Here is a 16,165-nt window from a genome sequence, read left to right as displayed (position 1 = left end):
TCGTGACCACCCCGCAAAGCCTCGACGAGCGGTTCCGCGACGCGGTTTCGGCCCTGCGACCCCCGGAGCACCGGCGTGCCCCGGGCGACCCGGTCCGCGACGGCGTCACGCTGACCGGCACCCGTGCCCTGGAACTCTTCGACGCCCAGCTCACCAGCCGCCACCTCGACCTCGCCGCGCGCTGGCTGCGCAGCTTCAACGAGGGTTTCCACACCGTCGCCTCGGCCGGCCACGAGGGCAACGCCGCCGTGGCCGCGGCCCTGCGCGGCGACGACCCTGCCCTGCTCCACGACCGGGCCGCGGCGTTCTACTGCATGCGCGCCGCGCTCTCCGCCATCCGGTCCCGCGAGAGCCGGACCCAGCGGCTGGAGGACGCCGCCCGCGACATCCTGCGCGGTGTGGTGGCCTCGGTCCGCGACCCGATCAGCGGCGGGCGCGACAAGGTCTTCGGCAACCGCGAACTGCATCTGGTCCCGGTGATCTCGACGCCGGCGGGTCATCTGCCGAGAGCTGTCGGATTGGCGTACGGGCTGAGCCGCGCACCCGGCCCGGACCGCCCCGCCGACGCGATCGTCGCGGCGAGCTTCGGCGACGAGGGCGTCGACCAGCCCGGGGCGATCGCGGCCCTGCACGCCGCGGGCTGGCACGACCGGGCCGGTGAGCGGATCCCGCTGCTGCTGATCTGCGAGGACGACGCGCCCGGCGGTCCCGCCCCCGACGGCTGGGTGGCGGCGGTGCTGCGCGGCCGGCCGGGCGTGCGGTACACGTACGCCGACGGGTGTGATCTCGCCGTCACCTTCGAGGCCGCGGCCGAGGCGGCGGAGTTCGTACGCCGCGAACGCCGCCCCGCGGTGCTGCACCTCGGCACGGTGCGCCTGCTCGGCGAACCCGGCGACCCGGAACCCGACCTGAGCCGGGACCCGCTGGTGAGCACCGCCCGGCTGCTGATCGAGGCCGGCCTGATCGAGCCCGAACAGTTGATCAACCGGTACGACGAGATCGGCTGGCAGGTCCGCAAGGCCGCCGAGGAGGTGCTCGGCGAGGCGAAACTGGCCACCGTCGGCGAGATCGTCGCCTCCCTGGCCCCGCGCCGCCCGCTGCGGATCGCGCACGCCGTCGCCGACGCCGCGAAGCGCGCCACCGGGCCGGGCGCGGCCGGGCGCGCCCAGATCTTCGGCGGGCGGCTGCCCGAGCAGGCCGGGCCGATGACCCTGGCCCAGATCATCAACGCCGGGCTCACCGACGCCCTCGCCGACCGTCCCCAGCTGCGCGTCTTCGGGCCCGGCACCACCCGCGGCGGGCGGCACGGCGTCACCGCGGGGCTGCGGGAGCGCGGCGGCGACCGGGTCTTCGACACCCTGCCCGACGCCACCGGTGTGATCGGGCTCGCACTCGGTGCCGGGCTGGCCGGTCTGCTCCCGGTCCCCGAACTGGCCGGCCTGGCCGATCTGCACAACGGCGAGGATCAGGTGCGGGTGCAGGCGGCGACCATGTCGTTCCTGTCCTCCGGCGCCTACCTGAACCCGATGGTGCTGCGCATCCCGGCGCTCGCCGACCCGTACGGGATCGGTGGCCCGCTCGCCAACGACAACTCCCTCGCCGTGCTCCGCGACGTCCCCGGGATCGTCGTCGCCGCGCCGGCCCGGGCCGAGGACGCCGCGCCGATGCTGCGCACCTGCCTGGCCGCCGCCGAGACGGACGGGACCGTCAGCGTCTTCCTCGAACCGGCCGCGCTGTATCAGACGAGGGACCTCTATCAGCAAGGCGACAACGGGTGGCTGGCGCCCTACCCGGCACCCGAACGATGGGCCGACGAGCACGCCCCGATCGGCCGCGCACGCACCTACACCCTGGGCACGGCGCAGGACCTGACGATCGTCACGTACGGTGGCGGGGTGCGGATGTCCCTGCGAGTGGCGGCGCGGCTGGCTGCCGACGGGTATGGCACCCGGGTGGTCGATCTACGCTGGCTCAACCCGTTACCCGTCGCTGACCTGGTGCGCGAGTCCCTGGAGACCGGCCGCGTGCTGATCGTCGACGAGACCCGTCGCTCCGGCGGCGTCGGCGAGGGCGTGCTGGCGGCGCTCGTCGACGGCGCGTTCGTCGGCTCGGCCCGCCGGGTCGCCGCCGCCGACGCACCCGTTCCACTGGGACCGGCCGCTCAGCATGTGCTGGTGGGAGAGGATGCCATCACAGAGGGTGCCCAGGCCCTGCTGGCGCGGTAAATTGCCACACACTCGGTGCGCCACTTGCGCCGGGAGCCCGGAGTGTGTGGACTACCCCCACAGTTCCGGTGCAAAATTCGAGGCTTTTCACGGCTAGGAGGATTTGGACAGTGAGCGCGACCGCGGGTCAGGCCGACGGCGTACGCAGCCTGGCGGACCGGTTCGGCTTCGAGCCGAACATGGTGGTCATGGAGATGGGCTACGACGACGATGTCGACGAGGAGCTCCGTGACGCCCTGACCGAACGCGTCGGTGATTTGGTGGACGAGGACACCGACGAGGTCGTCGATGCGGTGCTGTTGTGGTACCGCGACGGCGATGGTGACCTGTTCGAGCTGCTCACCGACGCACTTGGACCCCTCGCCGACAACGGCGTGGTGTGGTTGCTGACCCCGAAAGCCGGCCGCGACGGACACGTCGAGCCGAGCGAGATCAGCGAGTCGGCGCCGACCGCCGGCCTGCAGCAGACCTCGACGGTGAATGCCGGCAAGGACTGGACCGGGGCTCGGCTCGTCTCCCCTCGGGGCGCCAAGAAGAAGTAGCTCGCCGCCATCCCCGCCAGGTCGGCGTCCCCGGAGGACGCCGGCCCTTCGGCACGAGCGATTTCAGGCTCGAAAGCCATGCCGACGCCGCAGCGCAGCGCAGGTGGCGGCATGGCTAGTCTGGGGTCGTGCCGATCGAGGTGGGCGCGCCGGCGCCGGATTTCCTGCTCAAGGACCAGAACAATCAGGACGTACGTCTGAGCGACCTGCACGGGCGCAAAGCAGTCCTGCTGGTCTTCTACCCGCTCGCGTTCAGCCGCCGCTGCCACGGCGAGCTGACCGAGATCCAGGAGCACCTGGCCGACTACGTCAACGACCGGGTGCAGGTGCTGACCGTCAGCGTCGACTCGATCTACAGCCACAAGGTCTGGGCCGAGCAGGAAGGCTTCGACTTCCCCCTGCTCGCCGACTTCTGGCCACACGGGGCGGTGGCGCGCGCCTACGGTGTCCTCAACGAGGAGACCGGCTTCGCGAACCGGGGCACGTTCCTGATCTCCTCCGACGGGGTGATCCGCTTCGCCGAGATGACCGGCCCGGGCGAAACCCGTAACCAGTCCGCCTGGCGAGCCGCCCTCACCACCCTCTGACCCGCTGCCCCACCCGGCGGACGCTCTCGCCGCGCCCGCGGCGGTTCTCACCCCAGCCACGCCCGCGGTTGCTCTCCCTGCCCCCGCCGCAGCGGCTCTCCCCGCCCCGCTTGCAGCGGCTCTCCCCGCCCCGCTTGCAGCGGCTCTCCCCGCCCCGCTTGCAGCGGCTCTCCCCGCCCCGCTCGCAGCGGCTCTCACCCCTGCCACGCCTGCGGTCGTCCCTTGCCCGGCGGTCGCCGCCGGCACCTTCCGGGCCGCCGGCATCACCATCCAGGCTCGGCCCGGGCTGTGATCTGCGGCGCACTCGGGCCCTGATCCGCGGCAGGGTAGGATGACCACTCCGGCGCTTAGCCGCAGCCGGGCGCGTAGCTCAGTGGGAGAGCACCCGCCTTACAAGCGGGGGGTCGTAGGTTCGAAACCTACCGCGCCCACCACCTGGACCAGCATCGGAGCGGACCCCGTCGGATCGACGGTCCGCTCCGGTCTCACTTTTGGTCTCAGTTGTCCCGCCCAAGCAGGCAGGACGAAGGCGAAGACAACAGGCCGGACCGGCCCGTGGCTGAACACTGATCGGGACATTGGTAGCCGGGTTGCACACGACAAGGCTGTCGCCTTACGGAGTGCGCAATCTTCGGCACAGCGCGTTTGGGTACACGCTGATCTTAGCGATCACCCGTTGGAGATCAGCGCGAACTGATCGAAGCTACTGGCGCGCGCAACCTGCTCAGATCCTGACGGCAACGGTGCGCAAGCCTCTGCTGGAAACGTCAAAACGCCGGGAGTTCTGGGTATGAGAAAGTTCGCGTACGAGTGCGAGAAGTCGATACGCTGATTCTAAGGACCGTAGGCGGCATCCTGCGGCACTTGGCAAGGCACATTGCCGCGGTTCAGGGCCGGCCCGCGGGCAACCAGTTAACGCGTCGTCCGTGGGGTGCCGATACCTGAATCTGCGCTGGAGCCCCGTACCCAACACGGCCAGCCTGGTACCTTCAGCGACCTACGCGATTACAAGGTCCGCCAGCGCAATCGCTGTCGAATTGATCAAGGCCGGCCGTGCGTTGCGAAGGATTGTCAACATGGTCGATATGTCGACCTCCTCTGAGCCTGCTCCCGAAGGCGGCAAGGTCGTTTTCATCCCGCTGCCTCCAGCGGTGGCCGAGTGATCGACCGCGCCATCAGCGAGCGTGACGACGGCCCGTTCCTGCGCAACGCCCGTGGCAGCCGAGTGGACCGGCACGCGCCAACACGGCGACTCAGGCACTTGGCCGAAGCTGGGACCTGCGGATCCCGAAGATGCACCCGCACATGCTGCGACACACCTTCGTCACCAGCATGCTCGGCACCGGGGTCATCCTCCGCGACGTTCAGATCACCGCCCGCCACGCCGACCCGATTCTTGTAAGCTGACCGGACGTATTGAAGTCCTACCTCTTTTGGGAGAGCTATGATCCGGTGGACGCCAGAATTGCTGGACCGAGGCGTTTCGCTGGCGCTGGCGGCCAACCCTGCAGCAATCAAATTAGAGCATTTGCCAAATTTGGTGTCGGACGAATGCATAATCGGGAACCCAGCCGCCATTCTTAAGCATGTGGTTGCCAACCTTCAGCGTGGCTATTCGCCACAGTTCGAAATCTTGCCTATGCCGCGCGGATTCAGTGGAGACAGGCCAGTCGTCTATATGGATCTGGCGACGAGGATTGCCTATGCCGGGCTTGTAACCCTTGGGCAGCCCGCTCTGGAGCCATCATCTCGACAGGAAAGCGTAAGGGAAGAGTTTCGAGAATTCGGGACGGACGAGTCGAGCCCTGGATATGTAGTCATGTCGGACATTGCTGCATGTTATGAATACATTGTTCCGCAAATTTTGGTCGATGAACTTTTCCTTCGATCTGACGACTACGAATTGGTAGCGAGCCTTGCGGAAGTGCTACAAGAACTTGCTACGCTGGGCCGCGGTATTCCGCAGATGCTTGAGGCTAGCGACTACTTGGCCGACCTTTATCTCAGTATCGTCGATAGGGCTCTCGACCGCGCCAACCTCCGTTGGGTGCGCACTGCAGATGACTACAAGATCGTAGTGCCGACGTGGGCTGAGGCGCTGGCCGTTCTGGCGCTTTTGGACAAAGAGGTAAGGGCTGTCGGACTTATCTTATCTGCCAACAAAACCCGGATCGTGGCCGTCGGTCCCAAAGCAAGAACTCGATCGAGCAGCTCGCCAGAGCCCGATGGTGAGCTGGAATATGCAGATGAGGAAGAGGAGGATGAGCCTGTCGAAGCTCTTCTCGACTGGCATAAAGAATGGCAGGCGGCGCGTAAAAAGAATAGGATCATTGACCCTCCGTCGGCCCGGGATATCCGCCTCCTGAAGACGTCTGACAGGGTCACGCCTAAGCTTTTGACCGATCTTGTGTTCGCCTACCCACCTCACCTAGAATATGTAGTCGGGGCGATCATCCGCTTTGCGGATGCATCGGCAGAAGATGACGACCTGGTGAAGGAGGCGATAGATATGCTTCTAAATCAGGTGCCGCGTACATCGTGGAATATTCTGTGGCTGCTGGAGGTGGCCTCTCGTCTCGCGGACCTGAAGAGGTTCGACGACCTGCCTGGTGTTCGCTTGCTGGCGGAGGCTGGCTTGACTGACAGCGCTGAGTTGGTTCGAGCGCAATCAGCTTGGTACATGGCGAAGTTTCACTCTCTGACAGCCGCTCAACTGCAGTCTTTACACCTGCGTTCCAGTCGTCTCACAATCGCAGGCGTAAGTGCGACCGCCGCCCTGGCTGCCAAGAAGGCCAAAGGCCGCAGCAGGGATAATCTCAATCAAGTGGCTGCCGCAATCCGGAATCGACAGCCGCTAAATGAGGCTGCAGTGGAATGGGCTAAGTCGCATGGTTGATCCGCTTACCCGATTCTCGGTGCGGCAAGAAGATGCTATGCGGCGCCTGCTGACTATCCGCCGTTCGCTCCGCCAAAGCCAGGTTTCGGAGGAATGGATTGTTGCGAGTGTCAGCACTACGCTGGAAACAGCTTGTACTGATCTTCTCGATGACCTGCTGCGAGCGCGCGAGAATCAGACCGACTCCCCTCTTGAGCGTGCCATGATCAGGGATCAGAGGTCAGAAATGAAGGCATCGTGGCATAGTCGATTGCAATGGCTATCCAGAGGTTTTTCGAGGACCCTTAGTGAAGATGTAAATGCTCGATTGTCGGCACTGATTGAGCTTCGTAATGCGATTGCGCACAACGGTGACACCTTCACTCCTCGCCAAACACAAAAATATGTCGATTTCCTCAATCTCTGCCAGATGCTCGAGTCACAGCTGGACGTAAGAGTCAAAGGAACAAGTTTTCGCCTAGGCGAACACACGGGTAATCATGCAATTGATATTGGCCGGCAGGTAGTGACGCAACTGTTATAACCGCGCGAACTCAGCTTCGATCCAGTTCAGCCACGAGCTGTAGGTCGGTAGGAAGACCAGCTCGACGTCGTTGCTCTGGCACCAGGCTCGAACCGTCGGGTGTTTGTGCGGGGAGAAGTTGTCCAGGATCAGATGCAACCGCTGGCCTGGCCAGCGGCGTCGCAGGCTTTTGAGGAAGTCGAGGAACTCGGCCGAGCGTTTCCGGTCCCGGATCCGGTAGTGGAGTTTCCCGGTGGTCAGGTCGAGGCTGGCGATCATGTGCCGGACGCCGTGGTCACGGTGGTAAGTCGCCCGCAGCCGGACTGGCTTGCCCTGCGGTTTCCAGGCTTTGCCCGGCCGGGGCTGCAAGTTCAGCGGCCGGAACTCATCGACGCAGACGACCCGGCCGCCGGCGGGTGGATGGTCGTAGAGGTCGCGGACCGCTCGCATCTTCGATGTGAAGTCCGGGTCGTTGCTGGCTTTCCAGGTCTTCGACGTCTGCCAGGTGACGCCGCGTTCGTGCAGGATCCGCCGGACGGTCTCGACGCTGACCGTCTCCAGGTGGCCGGTGGTGATCAGGTAGTCACGCAGCTTCGACAGCGACCAGCCGGAGAAAGGCCGGCCCAGGAATCGGGGGTCACACCGGGCGATCACGCAGATCCAGTCGCGGACCGGCTCACTGATCTTGTTCGGTGTGCCCCCTCTCCATTTTGGGTCCAGCGCGTCGAACCCCCACTCGTTGAACGCGTGGATCACGTCGCGGACGTAGTCCTCGGTGGCCTTGAGCAGGTACGCGATATCCGGCACCGGCTGACCCTGGCCGGACATCAGAACGACGATCGCGCGGCGCAGCTTGACCGGGTTCTTCGCGGTCCGCGTGATCTTCTTCAGCCGCTGATCTTCAGCCATCGACAGCGCCCGCACGAACACTTCCGGGCGTCGGCCCACCCGGCATCACCTCCCACACCACAACGCGAGAGGAACAGCCTGCCCGAAACGGTCTCAGAACCGGCGGATTACACGGCCAACGTTCAAAGACGAGGCACTAGGACGAGCCCGGATCGTGGGTCGCAGACCTTACAAGCGGGGGTCGCAGGTTCGAAACCTACCGCGCCCACCACCTTGGGCACCCCCTGTCCGCGGGGTGCGCGGACCTAGGGCGGTTGTCATGCTGGCTCCGGGGGCCGAGCCCCCGGAAGCCCCGCATCACGGTCGGTTGCTGCGTTGCGGTGCTTGCGCCCTGGGGCCGAGCGTGGAATTCCGCATCACGGTCGGTTGCTGCGTTGCGGTGCTTGTGCCCTGGGGCCGAGCGTCGCATCTCGCATCACGGTCGGTTGCTGCGCTGCGTGCGCCCGCCGTCGAGCCTCAGTCCGGCCTTGTGTTCGACGGGCACCCGGCCGCGGTCTTCTCCTGGTCCTCAGAGGTGCTTCCCGGGACTTGATGCACCCCTGAAGCCCAGCCGGTCGCGCTCGGTGGTCAGCTGCACCACGTTCTCGATCCCGGTGATGGCCTCGCCTCGGCCGTGGTCATTTTCCTCCCGCGCCGAGTCCAGACAGGTCTGGTCGTCGGTGGTCAGTGCGGCCAGTGGGGTGGAGACCGAGGGCGGCAGCGAGAGCTTGCCGGGCTCGGCGGGCGGCCGGACCGGGAGAGGGCCGGGGCGGTGGGCCGATGCCGGACCGGCCCACCGCCGCCGGTCACGCGCCGACCGGCGGATCGGCCCGGGCCGGTCGCCACGGGACACCGGGTGGGATCTCGCCCAGATGCTCCAGCCGGGCCCGGATGCCACCGGCGGTGCGGCCGAGCTCGGCGGCCAGCTCGGCCTGCCCGGCGCCGGCCCGATAGCGCTCCCGGAGCCGCTCGTCGTCGGTGGCGCCCCAGCGGGCGCCACGGTTGGGCGCGCGGTCACGCCGGTCGGGCGGCGGCACGGTGCCGGGAGCGGGGGTGCCGGTCATCGCGATCAGGCCGGCCAGGGTGGAGGTGAGCACCTCGGTGAGGCCGGCCAGGTCGCCCGGGGCGAGACTGCCGCTGATCTCGCTCACCACCTGGCCGTCGTCGTCGCTGCTCACGATGCACAGGTCGAGCCGCTGATCCTCGGTGGGGAAGACGGTGACCTGATAATCCGTGCCGCCGATCCGGAGGCGGCGGTCGAGGGTGATCGGGGAGTCCCGGAGTGCTGTGTCGGTCATGCGGCGACGGTAGGACCACCCTCTGACAGTTTCAGCGATGCCGGGGCTCCCGCCGGCCCGGCCCGGTGACCCGGCCCAGCCACTCGCGGTATTTCCCGGCGAACGGCTCGGTGTCGCCGGTCAGCGCCGCGTGCAGTTCGGCGGCGGCGCCGGTGGCCGCGGCCACCACGTCGTCCGGATATCCGAACAGGATCCGGTGCTCGGCGAACTCGTCCTCGTCGTCGATCACCACCCCGCCGCCGGCGCGCATCCGGATCACGTCGATGTCCAGGTCGACCACGGTCAGCTCGGTTTCCCCGGTACGCCGCACCGGAGTGATCACGTCACAGTAGATCTCCGACCGGCTGGGCGCGGCCGAGAACATCGCCATCCACCAGGCGTCCCGTGGCACCAGCCGGACCGAGTCCGACTTCGTCCAGGAGACCCGCCGCAGGCCGTAGCTGTAACGCACCATCGTGCCGCGCGGGGTGCCGATCCAGGTGCCGAACTCGTCCTCCCCGAGGAGCTGCCCGGTGACCCGGCGGTGCGGCCGGCCGTCGTACTTGAGGAGAACCAGGTCGACCACGTCCACGCTCGCGACGCTAGCGCAATCCCGCGACCGGGACGCAACGACGACGCAACCGGCCGTGACTCAACCGGCCCGGCCGTTCACCGATTCAACTGTTGCTCGCGGGGCCAACCCCCGCGGTGGGCGGGTCCGGCCGGTGTCCCCTCGGCGGTTCGGGCCCGCCCCGGCGGATCAGGTACGACGGGGAGTCGCGTGAGCACGGATCTCTACATCGGCGTGGACGCGGAGAAGGTCGTCGTCGCCGACCGGCCGGTGCGTACCCGGACCGGCCGCGCCCGCCACCGCCGTACGGGATCAATGATCGAAGCCGTCCCCCGGCCGCCCTCCGGACGTGGTCGCGAGGTGCGCGTGGCCTCCGTCAGCCGTCTCGCCCTCGGGCTTCTCCTCGCCTCCGCGTTCCTCGCCGCCACTGGCCTGACCTGGTGGTTCCCGGCGGCCGTGAGTGCCGGCCTGCTCGCCTGGACGTGGCGCCGGCAGGCCCGTGCGGCCCAGCCCGCCGTTCTCGCCGTCCCCCGTGACGCGGAGTCCCGGGTGTTGTGGACCGAGCCGGAGCGGGACGCGTTCGCGCGGGCGCTCGCGGATTCCCACCGGGTGCGGCGGACCTGGCCGGCGCTGGGTGGCATGGTCGATCCGCTGCTCGCCGACCGTTCGCTGACCCGGTCCCTGGACGAGCTGGCCACGTTGCTGGCCCGGCGTCAGGAGTTGCGGCGGGTGCGGGCCGGCCTGGAGTCGACGCACGACGCCGACATCCCGGCCGACAGTCCGGCGCGGCTGGCCGCGGACACGCAGTGGGATCGTGCGGACGAGCTGTGGCGGGAGACCGGCGCGGCGGCGAACCGGATCCTGCGGGCGATCGACACCGCGGCCCGGGCCGGGGAGGGTTTCATCCGGGAGCAGCAGGTCGCGGCGACCGCGCGGCACGCCGAGCGGGCGCTGGCCCGGGTCGGGGGCGCCCCGATCGCGGACAGCGGACCGGAACTGGCCGACCGGACCCAAGCGGTGATCACCGCGTACCGGGAGCTCGGTCTCTGATTTTTTCCTTCATCAGCATCATCCGTTCAGGTGACTCGCCCCACGCGGGGGACGGGGCTACCTTGTCGGATGACATGTGTTCCCGTGCCCACGCCCGGCAACCTGCCGCCGGCAACCATCAGGCGGCCGGCGGCGTGGGTGTGTCCGATTCAGGCAGCGCGGCGCATGGTGGAGAGCTGACGGGGCACGACCGCGGGCCGGGCCGCCCGGCTCGCCGAGCGCGTGAGCGTCTCCTGCACCTGTTCCGGGTCGGGCAGGGTCCAGTTCGCCTGTCCCGGCGTGATCACCCAGCGGACCGGTCCTTCGACCATCCGGCTCGGTGGCGCCGGGATCCACGACCCCTGCGCGTGGTGCACGACGTCCAGGCGCAGGTCGAGTTCGGCCCGGAGCGGGCAGCCGGGCCGGACCAGGAACATCCAGCGTCCGGCCGCGGTCACCGCGACCGGCCCGGCCAGGCCCGCGTCCCGGTCCGCGGCAGGGCGGCCCAGCACGGCCGGCACCTCCAGCACGTCGAAGGCGTCGCCGGTGGTGAGCAACACGTTGTGCGGTCGATGCCGCCACCACCCGGCCAGCCGGGCCGGATCGGTGGTGGCCGACTCGGCGAGGGAGTCGACGGCCGGGTGGCACCCGGTGATCGGGCAGCCGGGGCGCCCGCAGTCGAACCGTGCGCCGGTCAGGTAGGCACCGGGCGCCACCGCCCAGCCGTGTGCGGCGTAAGCCTGCGCGGCCCGGCGCAGGCGGATCCGATCGAGTCGATCGACGAACGACGGTGGGACGAACGGCTGACGGCTGCTCCACTGCATAGCCCAACTCCCCCGGATTCGAGAGGCCCGGCCGTATCCCAGCGAGACGAACGTCGTTGGGCCGGTCAGATCCACCCTTTGCAACTTGCAAGAAAAACTACGAGCATCGGTGAGCAGGCGATCACACACGCTGTGCGATCTGTGCGCACGTGAGCGGTTCACACTGCAGGTCACCGAGTGGCTCACCGGCGGAACGGCCGCCGGGTGAGTGGGGGAGGCACCGTGGACGAGCTGCCGATCGGCCGCCGCGTCGCCTACTGGCGGGGCAGGCGCAAGATGTCCCAGCAGGTCTTCGCAGACCGGCTGGGCAAGAGCAAGAGCTGGGTCGACAAGGTGGAGCGCGGGGTCCGCCGACTCGACAAGTTCTCCGTTGTGTACGACATCGCCGACGTGCTCCAGGTCGATGTCCAGCTGCTGCTGGGCAAGGAGGTGGAGCGCAAGCCGGAGACGCAGAACTGCATCGACCAGGTGGAGGTCGAGGAGATTCGTGCGGCTCTGGAGCGATATGACCAGATGAGTGCGTTCTTCCAGGCGGTGCCACAATCGCCGCCGCTGGCGGAGATGCACAAAGCGGTCAGCCACGCCTGGCTGACGTACCAGCACGCGAAGTACGGCGCGCTGGCCCGGGCACTGCCCAAGCTGCTGCGCGACGCGCAGGCCGCGGACAGCGCGCATGCCAACAGTGACCAGGCGGCGAAGGCCGCGCACCTGCTCGGGCAGGTCTACCAGATCGCCTCGTCGGCGCTGCGGAAGGTCGGCGAGCACGAGCTCTCCTGGCTCGCCGCGGACCGATCGATCGCGGTCTCCCAGCGGGCCGGCGACCAGCTTCTCGCCGGGCTGGCCAGTTACCGCGTGGGCAGCGCGCTGCTGGCTCTCGGCCGGGTCCGCCCGTCGCTCGAGGTCAACGTCAACATCGCCAACCGCCTGGCGCCCGGGCCGAACCGGCCCGAGGCGGAACAGCTTTCCGTGTACGGGATGCTGCTGCTCAACGGCGCGATGTCCGCCTCCCGGATCGGGGACAGCGCCACCGTCCGCGACCTGCTCAGTGGCGCCGAGCAGGCGGCCATGGAGCTGGGCGGCGACTTCAACCACTACTGGACCTCGTTCGGTCCGACCAACGTGCAGCTGCATCGCTGTGCCACCGCGGTCGAGCTTGGCGACGGCCGTACGGCGGTGGAGGTTCACGACCGCATGGAGAAGGCGGGGTTCCACGCCCTGCTGCCGGAGCGGCGCGCGCACCACTACCTGGACATCGCCCGCGGCTACACACAGATCGGCGACGTGGAGAAGGCCGGCGAGATGCTGTTGGAGGGCGACCGTCTCGCCCCCTCGGAGATCCGCTGCCGCCCGCTCGCCCACGAAGTCCTTTCCGACGTGCTGCGCCGGACGCGGGGCACGCCGCCGGCTCCGATCGCGGAGCTGGCCGAACAGATGGGAGTCGGCGTATGAGAGGGGTTTTATTCCGTCTTCGGGCGGCGGGTGGGGGGTCCGCGCGTGATGACGGGTAACCCCTCACCCGGTGTGCTGTACATCCTCGTGTGCGGTTCACCGATGGCCCGGGACGTCGGAATCCTGGTCGACCTCGCTCAGCGGGACGGCTGGGAGGTCTGCGTGATCACCACCCCGGACGGCCGCAAGTTCGTCGACGTGGCGGCCCTTCAAGCCCAGACCGGACATCTCGTCCGCACCGATTACAAGAGTCCCGGCGACCCGGACGTGCTGCCGCCGGCCGACGCGATGATCGTCGCGCCGGCCACCGTCAACACGGTCAACAAGTGGGCCGCCGGGATCACCGACACGCTGGTCCTCGGCCTGCTCGTCGAGGGCTACGGGTACGGCGTGCCCACCGCCGTCGTGCCGTACACGAACAAGGTGATGGCCCTGCACCCGTCGCTGCACGAGAGCCTGGCCAAGCTGCGTGACTGGGGTGTTCACGTCCTCTACGGCGAGGACGTGTGCCGGTTGGGCGCTCCGGGCCAGACCGACCGCTTCCGCCCGCAGTTCCCGTGGCGTCGCGCGCTGCAGGCGGTGAGCACCCCGATCGCGGCCGCGAGCCGAGTCGAGCCTGGGGCGGTTTCCTAGCCGTATAGAGTTTCCGCTCGTGGACCCTGCCGCTGTACCTACCGTTCGTCAGGTGGTCGACGCGCTCGACGCGCGTTACCCGCACAGCTGGGCGGAGTCCTGGGACCGGGTCGGCCTGGTGCTCGGTGAGTTCGAGCACGCCGTCTCCCGCGTCCTCTGCGTCGTGGACTGCGTTCCGGAAACCGCCGATCAGGCTCTCGCCGTCGGCGCCGACCTGATCGTCGCCCACCACCCGCTGCTGCTCAAGCCGGTGTCCTCACTCGCCCCGGACACGTTCAAGGGGCGCATCGTGCATCAGCTGATCCGTGGCGAGGTCGCCCTCTACACCGCGCACACCAACGCGGACGTCGCGAATCCCGGGGTCTCCGACGCGCTCGCCGCGCGGCTCGGCCTGACCGGGTTGCGCCCGCTGGCGCCGGCCGAGGGTGCCGCCGCCGGTGAGGGCCGTGGCGCGGGCCGCGTCGGTGAGCTGGCCGAGCCGCTCACCCTCCGCGAGCTGACCGCCCTCGCCGCCGAGCGCCTGCCCGCCACCTCCGCCGGGGTCCGCTCCGCGGGAGATCAAGACCGATTTGTCCGTACGGTGGCGGTCTGCGGCGGTGCCGGCGATGCGTTCCTGGCCGACGCCGCTCGCGCCGGAGTCGACGCGTATCTTTGCGCTGACCTGCGACACCACCCCGCCGGTGAGCACCTCGCTAACGGCGGCCCGGCGCTGCTCGACGCCGCGCACTGGGCCACCGAGCGCCCCTGGCTGGACGATGTGGCGGCCTGGCTGCGTGAGCGCTTCCCCGTCGATGTGGTGGTGTCCGACCTGGACACGGATCCCTGGACCGAACATTTCGCATCCGCGCCCTCAACGGCGTACGCGCAGAAGGAGACCCACTCGTGAAGGCCGCCCCGGAAGCCCAGCGCCGCTTGCTCGACCTGCAGGCCGTCGACACCGCGCTGGCCCAGCTCGCGCACCGCCGGAAGAATCTGCCCGAGCTCGCCGAGATCGAGGCGGCGTCCCGGGAGATCTCCGCGCTGGAGGACGAGCGGGTGCGCGCCCAGGTCGCGGTCGACGACCTGGACCGGGACATCTCCCGGTTCGAGAAGGACATCGACCAGGTGCGTCAGCGCAAGGCTAAGGATCAGCAGCAGCTGGACGCGGGCGGTTCGCTGAAGCAGGTCGAGGGCCTGCAGCACGAGCTGGCCACGCTGAACCGGCGGCAGTCCGAGCTGGAGGACGCCGAGCTGGAGCTGATGGAGCAGCGGGAGACCGCGTCCGCGGCGCTGGCCGACGTGCAGAGCCGGATCAGTGCGGCGGTCGAGCGGCGCGCCGACGCCGAGCGCCGGCGTGACGAGACCTCCGCCGAGCTGGGCAAGGAGCAGGAGTTCAAGTCGCAGTCGCGCGGCCCGCTCGCCGCCGACCTGCCGGCCGACCTGGTCACCCTGTACGACAAGATCCGCACCGACACCGGCATGGGTGCCGCGCTGGTCTACGCCGGTCGCTGCGGCGCGTGCCGGATCGAGCTGTACGGTGCCGACCTGAACCGGGTGAAGTCCGCCCCGGCCGACGAGGTGGTGCGCTGTGAGGAGTGCCGCCGGATCATGGTCCGTACGTCGGAGTCGGGTCTATGAGCGGTGACCTGCGGGTCGTCGTCGAGGCGGACGGCGGCTCGCGGGGCAATCCCGGCCCGGCCGGTTACGGCGCGGTCGTCCTGGACACCCACGGCGAGGTCCTGCTGGAGCGCTACGCCGCGCTGGGCACGACCACGAACAACGTCGCGGAGTACTCGGGGTTGATCGCCGGCCTGCGCGCGGCCGCCGAACTGAACGCCACCCGGGTCGACGTCCGGATGGACTCCAAGCTGGTCATCGAGCAGATGTCCGGTCGCTGGCAGATCAAGAACCCGGGTCTGCGCCCGCTCGCCGCCGAGGCGGCCGGGCTGGTCGCCAAGTTCCAGGCGGTCACCTTCGACTGGATCCCGCGCGAGCGCAACACCGCTGCCGACGCCCTGGCCAACCGGGCCATGGACGAGGCCGCCGGCAAGATCCCGAAGGACGCGCCGCTGCCGGAGACCTCGGTGCCGGAGGCGTCGGTGCCTAAGCCCCGTTCGTGGGCGCCCCCGTCGCTGGAGAACGCGACCCGGCTGGTCCTGGTCCGGCACGGCGCGACGGCGATGACCGCGCAGGGCCGTTACTCGGGCCGGGGCGATGTGCCGCTCACCGACGAGGGGGAGGCCCAGGCGATGGCGGCGGCCGGTCGCGTGGCCGGCCTGTCCCGGGACGTCGGCGCCGTGCTGGCCTCGCCGCTGGGCCGCTGCGTGCGGACCGCCGAGCTGATCGCCGCCGAGGTCGGTGGCGTGCCCGTGACGATCATGGACGACCTGATCGAGTGCGACTTCGGGCTCTGGGAGGGCAAGACCTTCGCCGAGGTGCAGGAGGGCTGGCCGCGCGAGATGGCGGCGTGGCTGGAGTCGACGAGTGTGGCGCCGCCGCAGGGGGAGTCGTTCCAGGCGGTCGCCAAGCGGGTGCGCGGGGCGATGGCGAAGATCCTCTCGGCGTACCCGGGTCAGGTCGTCGTGGTCGTCTCGCACGTCTCGCCGATCAAGCTGATCCTCCGTGATGCGCTCGCGGCCGGTGATGCGTTCCTGCATCGGCTCTTTCTGGACGCGGCGGGCGTTTCCACCATGGACATCTGGCCTGATGGCAACATCGCCGTCCGATCCGTGAACGAGACGGCCCATCTTCGATAAGAGATAT

Annotated in this window: 15 protein-coding genes, 1 tRNA gene and 1 pseudogene; 13 read left to right on the top strand and 4 right to left on the bottom strand. The window is 68.8% G+C overall.

Going from position 1 to position 16,165, the window contains the following annotated elements; translation table 11 throughout:
- Positions 1-2 precede the first annotated feature (2 nt).
- The 7 genes and pseudogenes from ACH442_RS02875 (at position 3) to ACH442_RS02845 (ending at position 6,773) form a co-directional block, all read left to right on the top strand.
- Complete coding sequence (locus ACH442_RS02875) at positions 3-2,225, top strand: transketolase C-terminal domain-containing protein (RefSeq protein ID WP_396120834.1); 2,223 nt, start codon at positions 3-5, stop codon at positions 2,223-2,225.
- A 110-nt stretch (positions 2,226-2,335) separates the two neighbouring features.
- Positions 2,336-2,767, top strand: coding sequence for a DUF3052 domain-containing protein (locus ACH442_RS02870; protein WP_396120833.1), 432 nt, complete (start codon positions 2,336-2,338; stop codon positions 2,765-2,767).
- A gap of 128 nt (positions 2,768-2,895) precedes the next feature.
- Positions 2,896-3,354, top strand: a complete 459-nt coding sequence (locus ACH442_RS02865; protein ID WP_396120832.1) for a peroxiredoxin — start codon at positions 2,896-2,898, stop codon at positions 3,352-3,354.
- A gap of 359 nt (positions 3,355-3,713) precedes the next feature.
- A tRNA-Val gene (locus tag ACH442_RS02860) sits at positions 3,714-3,788 on the top strand.
- 814 nt (positions 3,789-4,602) lie between these two features.
- Positions 4,603-4,761 (top strand): annotated as a pseudogene (locus ACH442_RS02855) (tyrosine-type recombinase/integrase); the annotation flags it as partial.
- A gap of 37 nt (positions 4,762-4,798) precedes the next feature.
- Positions 4,799-6,250 (top strand): hypothetical protein, encoded by a 1,452-nt coding sequence (locus ACH442_RS02850; RefSeq protein ID WP_396120831.1) that lies wholly within the window; start codon positions 4,799-4,801, stop codon positions 6,248-6,250.
- On the top strand, positions 6,243-6,773 hold the full coding sequence (locus ACH442_RS02845; protein ID WP_396120830.1) for a hypothetical protein: 531 nt from the start codon (positions 6,243-6,245) through the stop codon (positions 6,771-6,773). Before ACH442_RS02850 ends, ACH442_RS02845 begins: the two co-directional genes overlap by 8 nt.
- On the opposite strand, the gene ACH442_RS02840 is transcribed toward ACH442_RS02845, so the two are convergent.
- The 3 genes from ACH442_RS02840 to ACH442_RS02830 form a co-directional block, all read right to left on the bottom strand.
- Complete coding sequence (locus ACH442_RS02840; protein ID WP_396120829.1) at positions 6,768-7,700, bottom strand: IS630 family transposase; 933 nt, start codon at positions 7,698-7,700, stop codon at positions 6,768-6,770. The two genes, ACH442_RS02845 and ACH442_RS02840, sit on opposite strands and share 6 nt — an antisense overlap.
- Before the next feature lie 746 nt (positions 7,701-8,446).
- The gene (locus ACH442_RS02835; protein WP_396120828.1) at positions 8,447-8,938 is read right to left on the bottom strand and encodes a hypothetical protein; all 492 of its coding nucleotides are present in this window, start codon (positions 8,936-8,938) and stop codon (positions 8,447-8,449) included.
- A gap of 31 nt (positions 8,939-8,969) precedes the next feature.
- The gene (locus ACH442_RS02830; RefSeq protein ID WP_396120827.1) at positions 8,970-9,509 is read right to left on the bottom strand and encodes a DUF402 domain-containing protein; all 540 of its coding nucleotides are present in this window, start codon (positions 9,507-9,509) and stop codon (positions 8,970-8,972) included.
- Between the two features lie 189 nt (positions 9,510-9,698).
- Between ACH442_RS02830 and ACH442_RS02825 the strand changes: the two genes are divergently transcribed.
- Positions 9,699-10,538 (top strand): hypothetical protein, encoded by an 840-nt coding sequence (locus ACH442_RS02825; protein ID WP_396120826.1) that lies wholly within the window; start codon positions 9,699-9,701, stop codon positions 10,536-10,538.
- 149 nt (positions 10,539-10,687) lie between these two features.
- On the opposite strand, the gene ACH442_RS02820 is transcribed toward ACH442_RS02825, so the two are convergent.
- Positions 10,688-11,341: a bifunctional DNA primase/polymerase gene (locus tag ACH442_RS02820; protein ID WP_396120825.1), complete on the bottom strand. Its 654-nt coding sequence runs from the start codon at positions 11,339-11,341 to the stop codon at positions 10,688-10,690.
- A 222-nt stretch (positions 11,342-11,563) separates the two neighbouring features.
- Between ACH442_RS02820 and ACH442_RS02815 the strand changes: the two genes are divergently transcribed.
- The 5 genes from ACH442_RS02815 to ACH442_RS02795 are packed head-to-tail and all read left to right on the top strand — an operon-like array spanning position 11,564 to position 16,158.
- A complete protein-coding gene (locus tag ACH442_RS02815; RefSeq protein WP_396120824.1) occupies positions 11,564-12,790 on the top strand; it encodes a helix-turn-helix domain-containing protein in 1,227 nt (408 codons plus the stop codon).
- A 48-nt stretch (positions 12,791-12,838) separates the two neighbouring features.
- The gene (locus ACH442_RS02810) at positions 12,839-13,423 is read left to right on the top strand and encodes a flavoprotein (protein WP_396120823.1); all 585 of its coding nucleotides are present in this window, start codon (positions 12,839-12,841) and stop codon (positions 13,421-13,423) included.
- Between the two features lie 19 nt (positions 13,424-13,442).
- Positions 13,443-14,309 carry a Nif3-like dinuclear metal center hexameric protein gene (locus ACH442_RS02805; protein ID WP_396120822.1) on the top strand — a complete coding sequence of 289 codons (867 nt, stop codon included), beginning with the start codon at positions 13,443-13,445 and terminating at the stop codon, positions 14,307-14,309.
- Positions 14,306-15,040, top strand: coding sequence for a zinc ribbon domain-containing protein (locus tag ACH442_RS02800; protein ID WP_396120821.1), 735 nt, complete (start codon positions 14,306-14,308; stop codon positions 15,038-15,040). The genes ACH442_RS02805 and ACH442_RS02800 overlap by 4 nt, the downstream gene beginning before the upstream one ends.
- Positions 15,037-16,158, top strand: coding sequence for a bifunctional RNase H/acid phosphatase (locus ACH442_RS02795; RefSeq protein WP_396120820.1), 1,122 nt, complete (start codon positions 15,037-15,039; stop codon positions 16,156-16,158). The genes ACH442_RS02800 and ACH442_RS02795 overlap by 4 nt, the downstream gene beginning before the upstream one ends.
- Positions 16,159-16,165 lie beyond the last annotated feature (7 nt).

This window comes from Actinoplanes sp. NPDC020271 (genome assembly GCF_044388125.1).
Taxonomy (GTDB): Bacteria; Actinomycetota; Actinomycetes; order Mycobacteriales; family Micromonosporaceae; genus Actinoplanes.
This window is presented reverse-complemented; position numbering and strand designations above follow the sequence as displayed.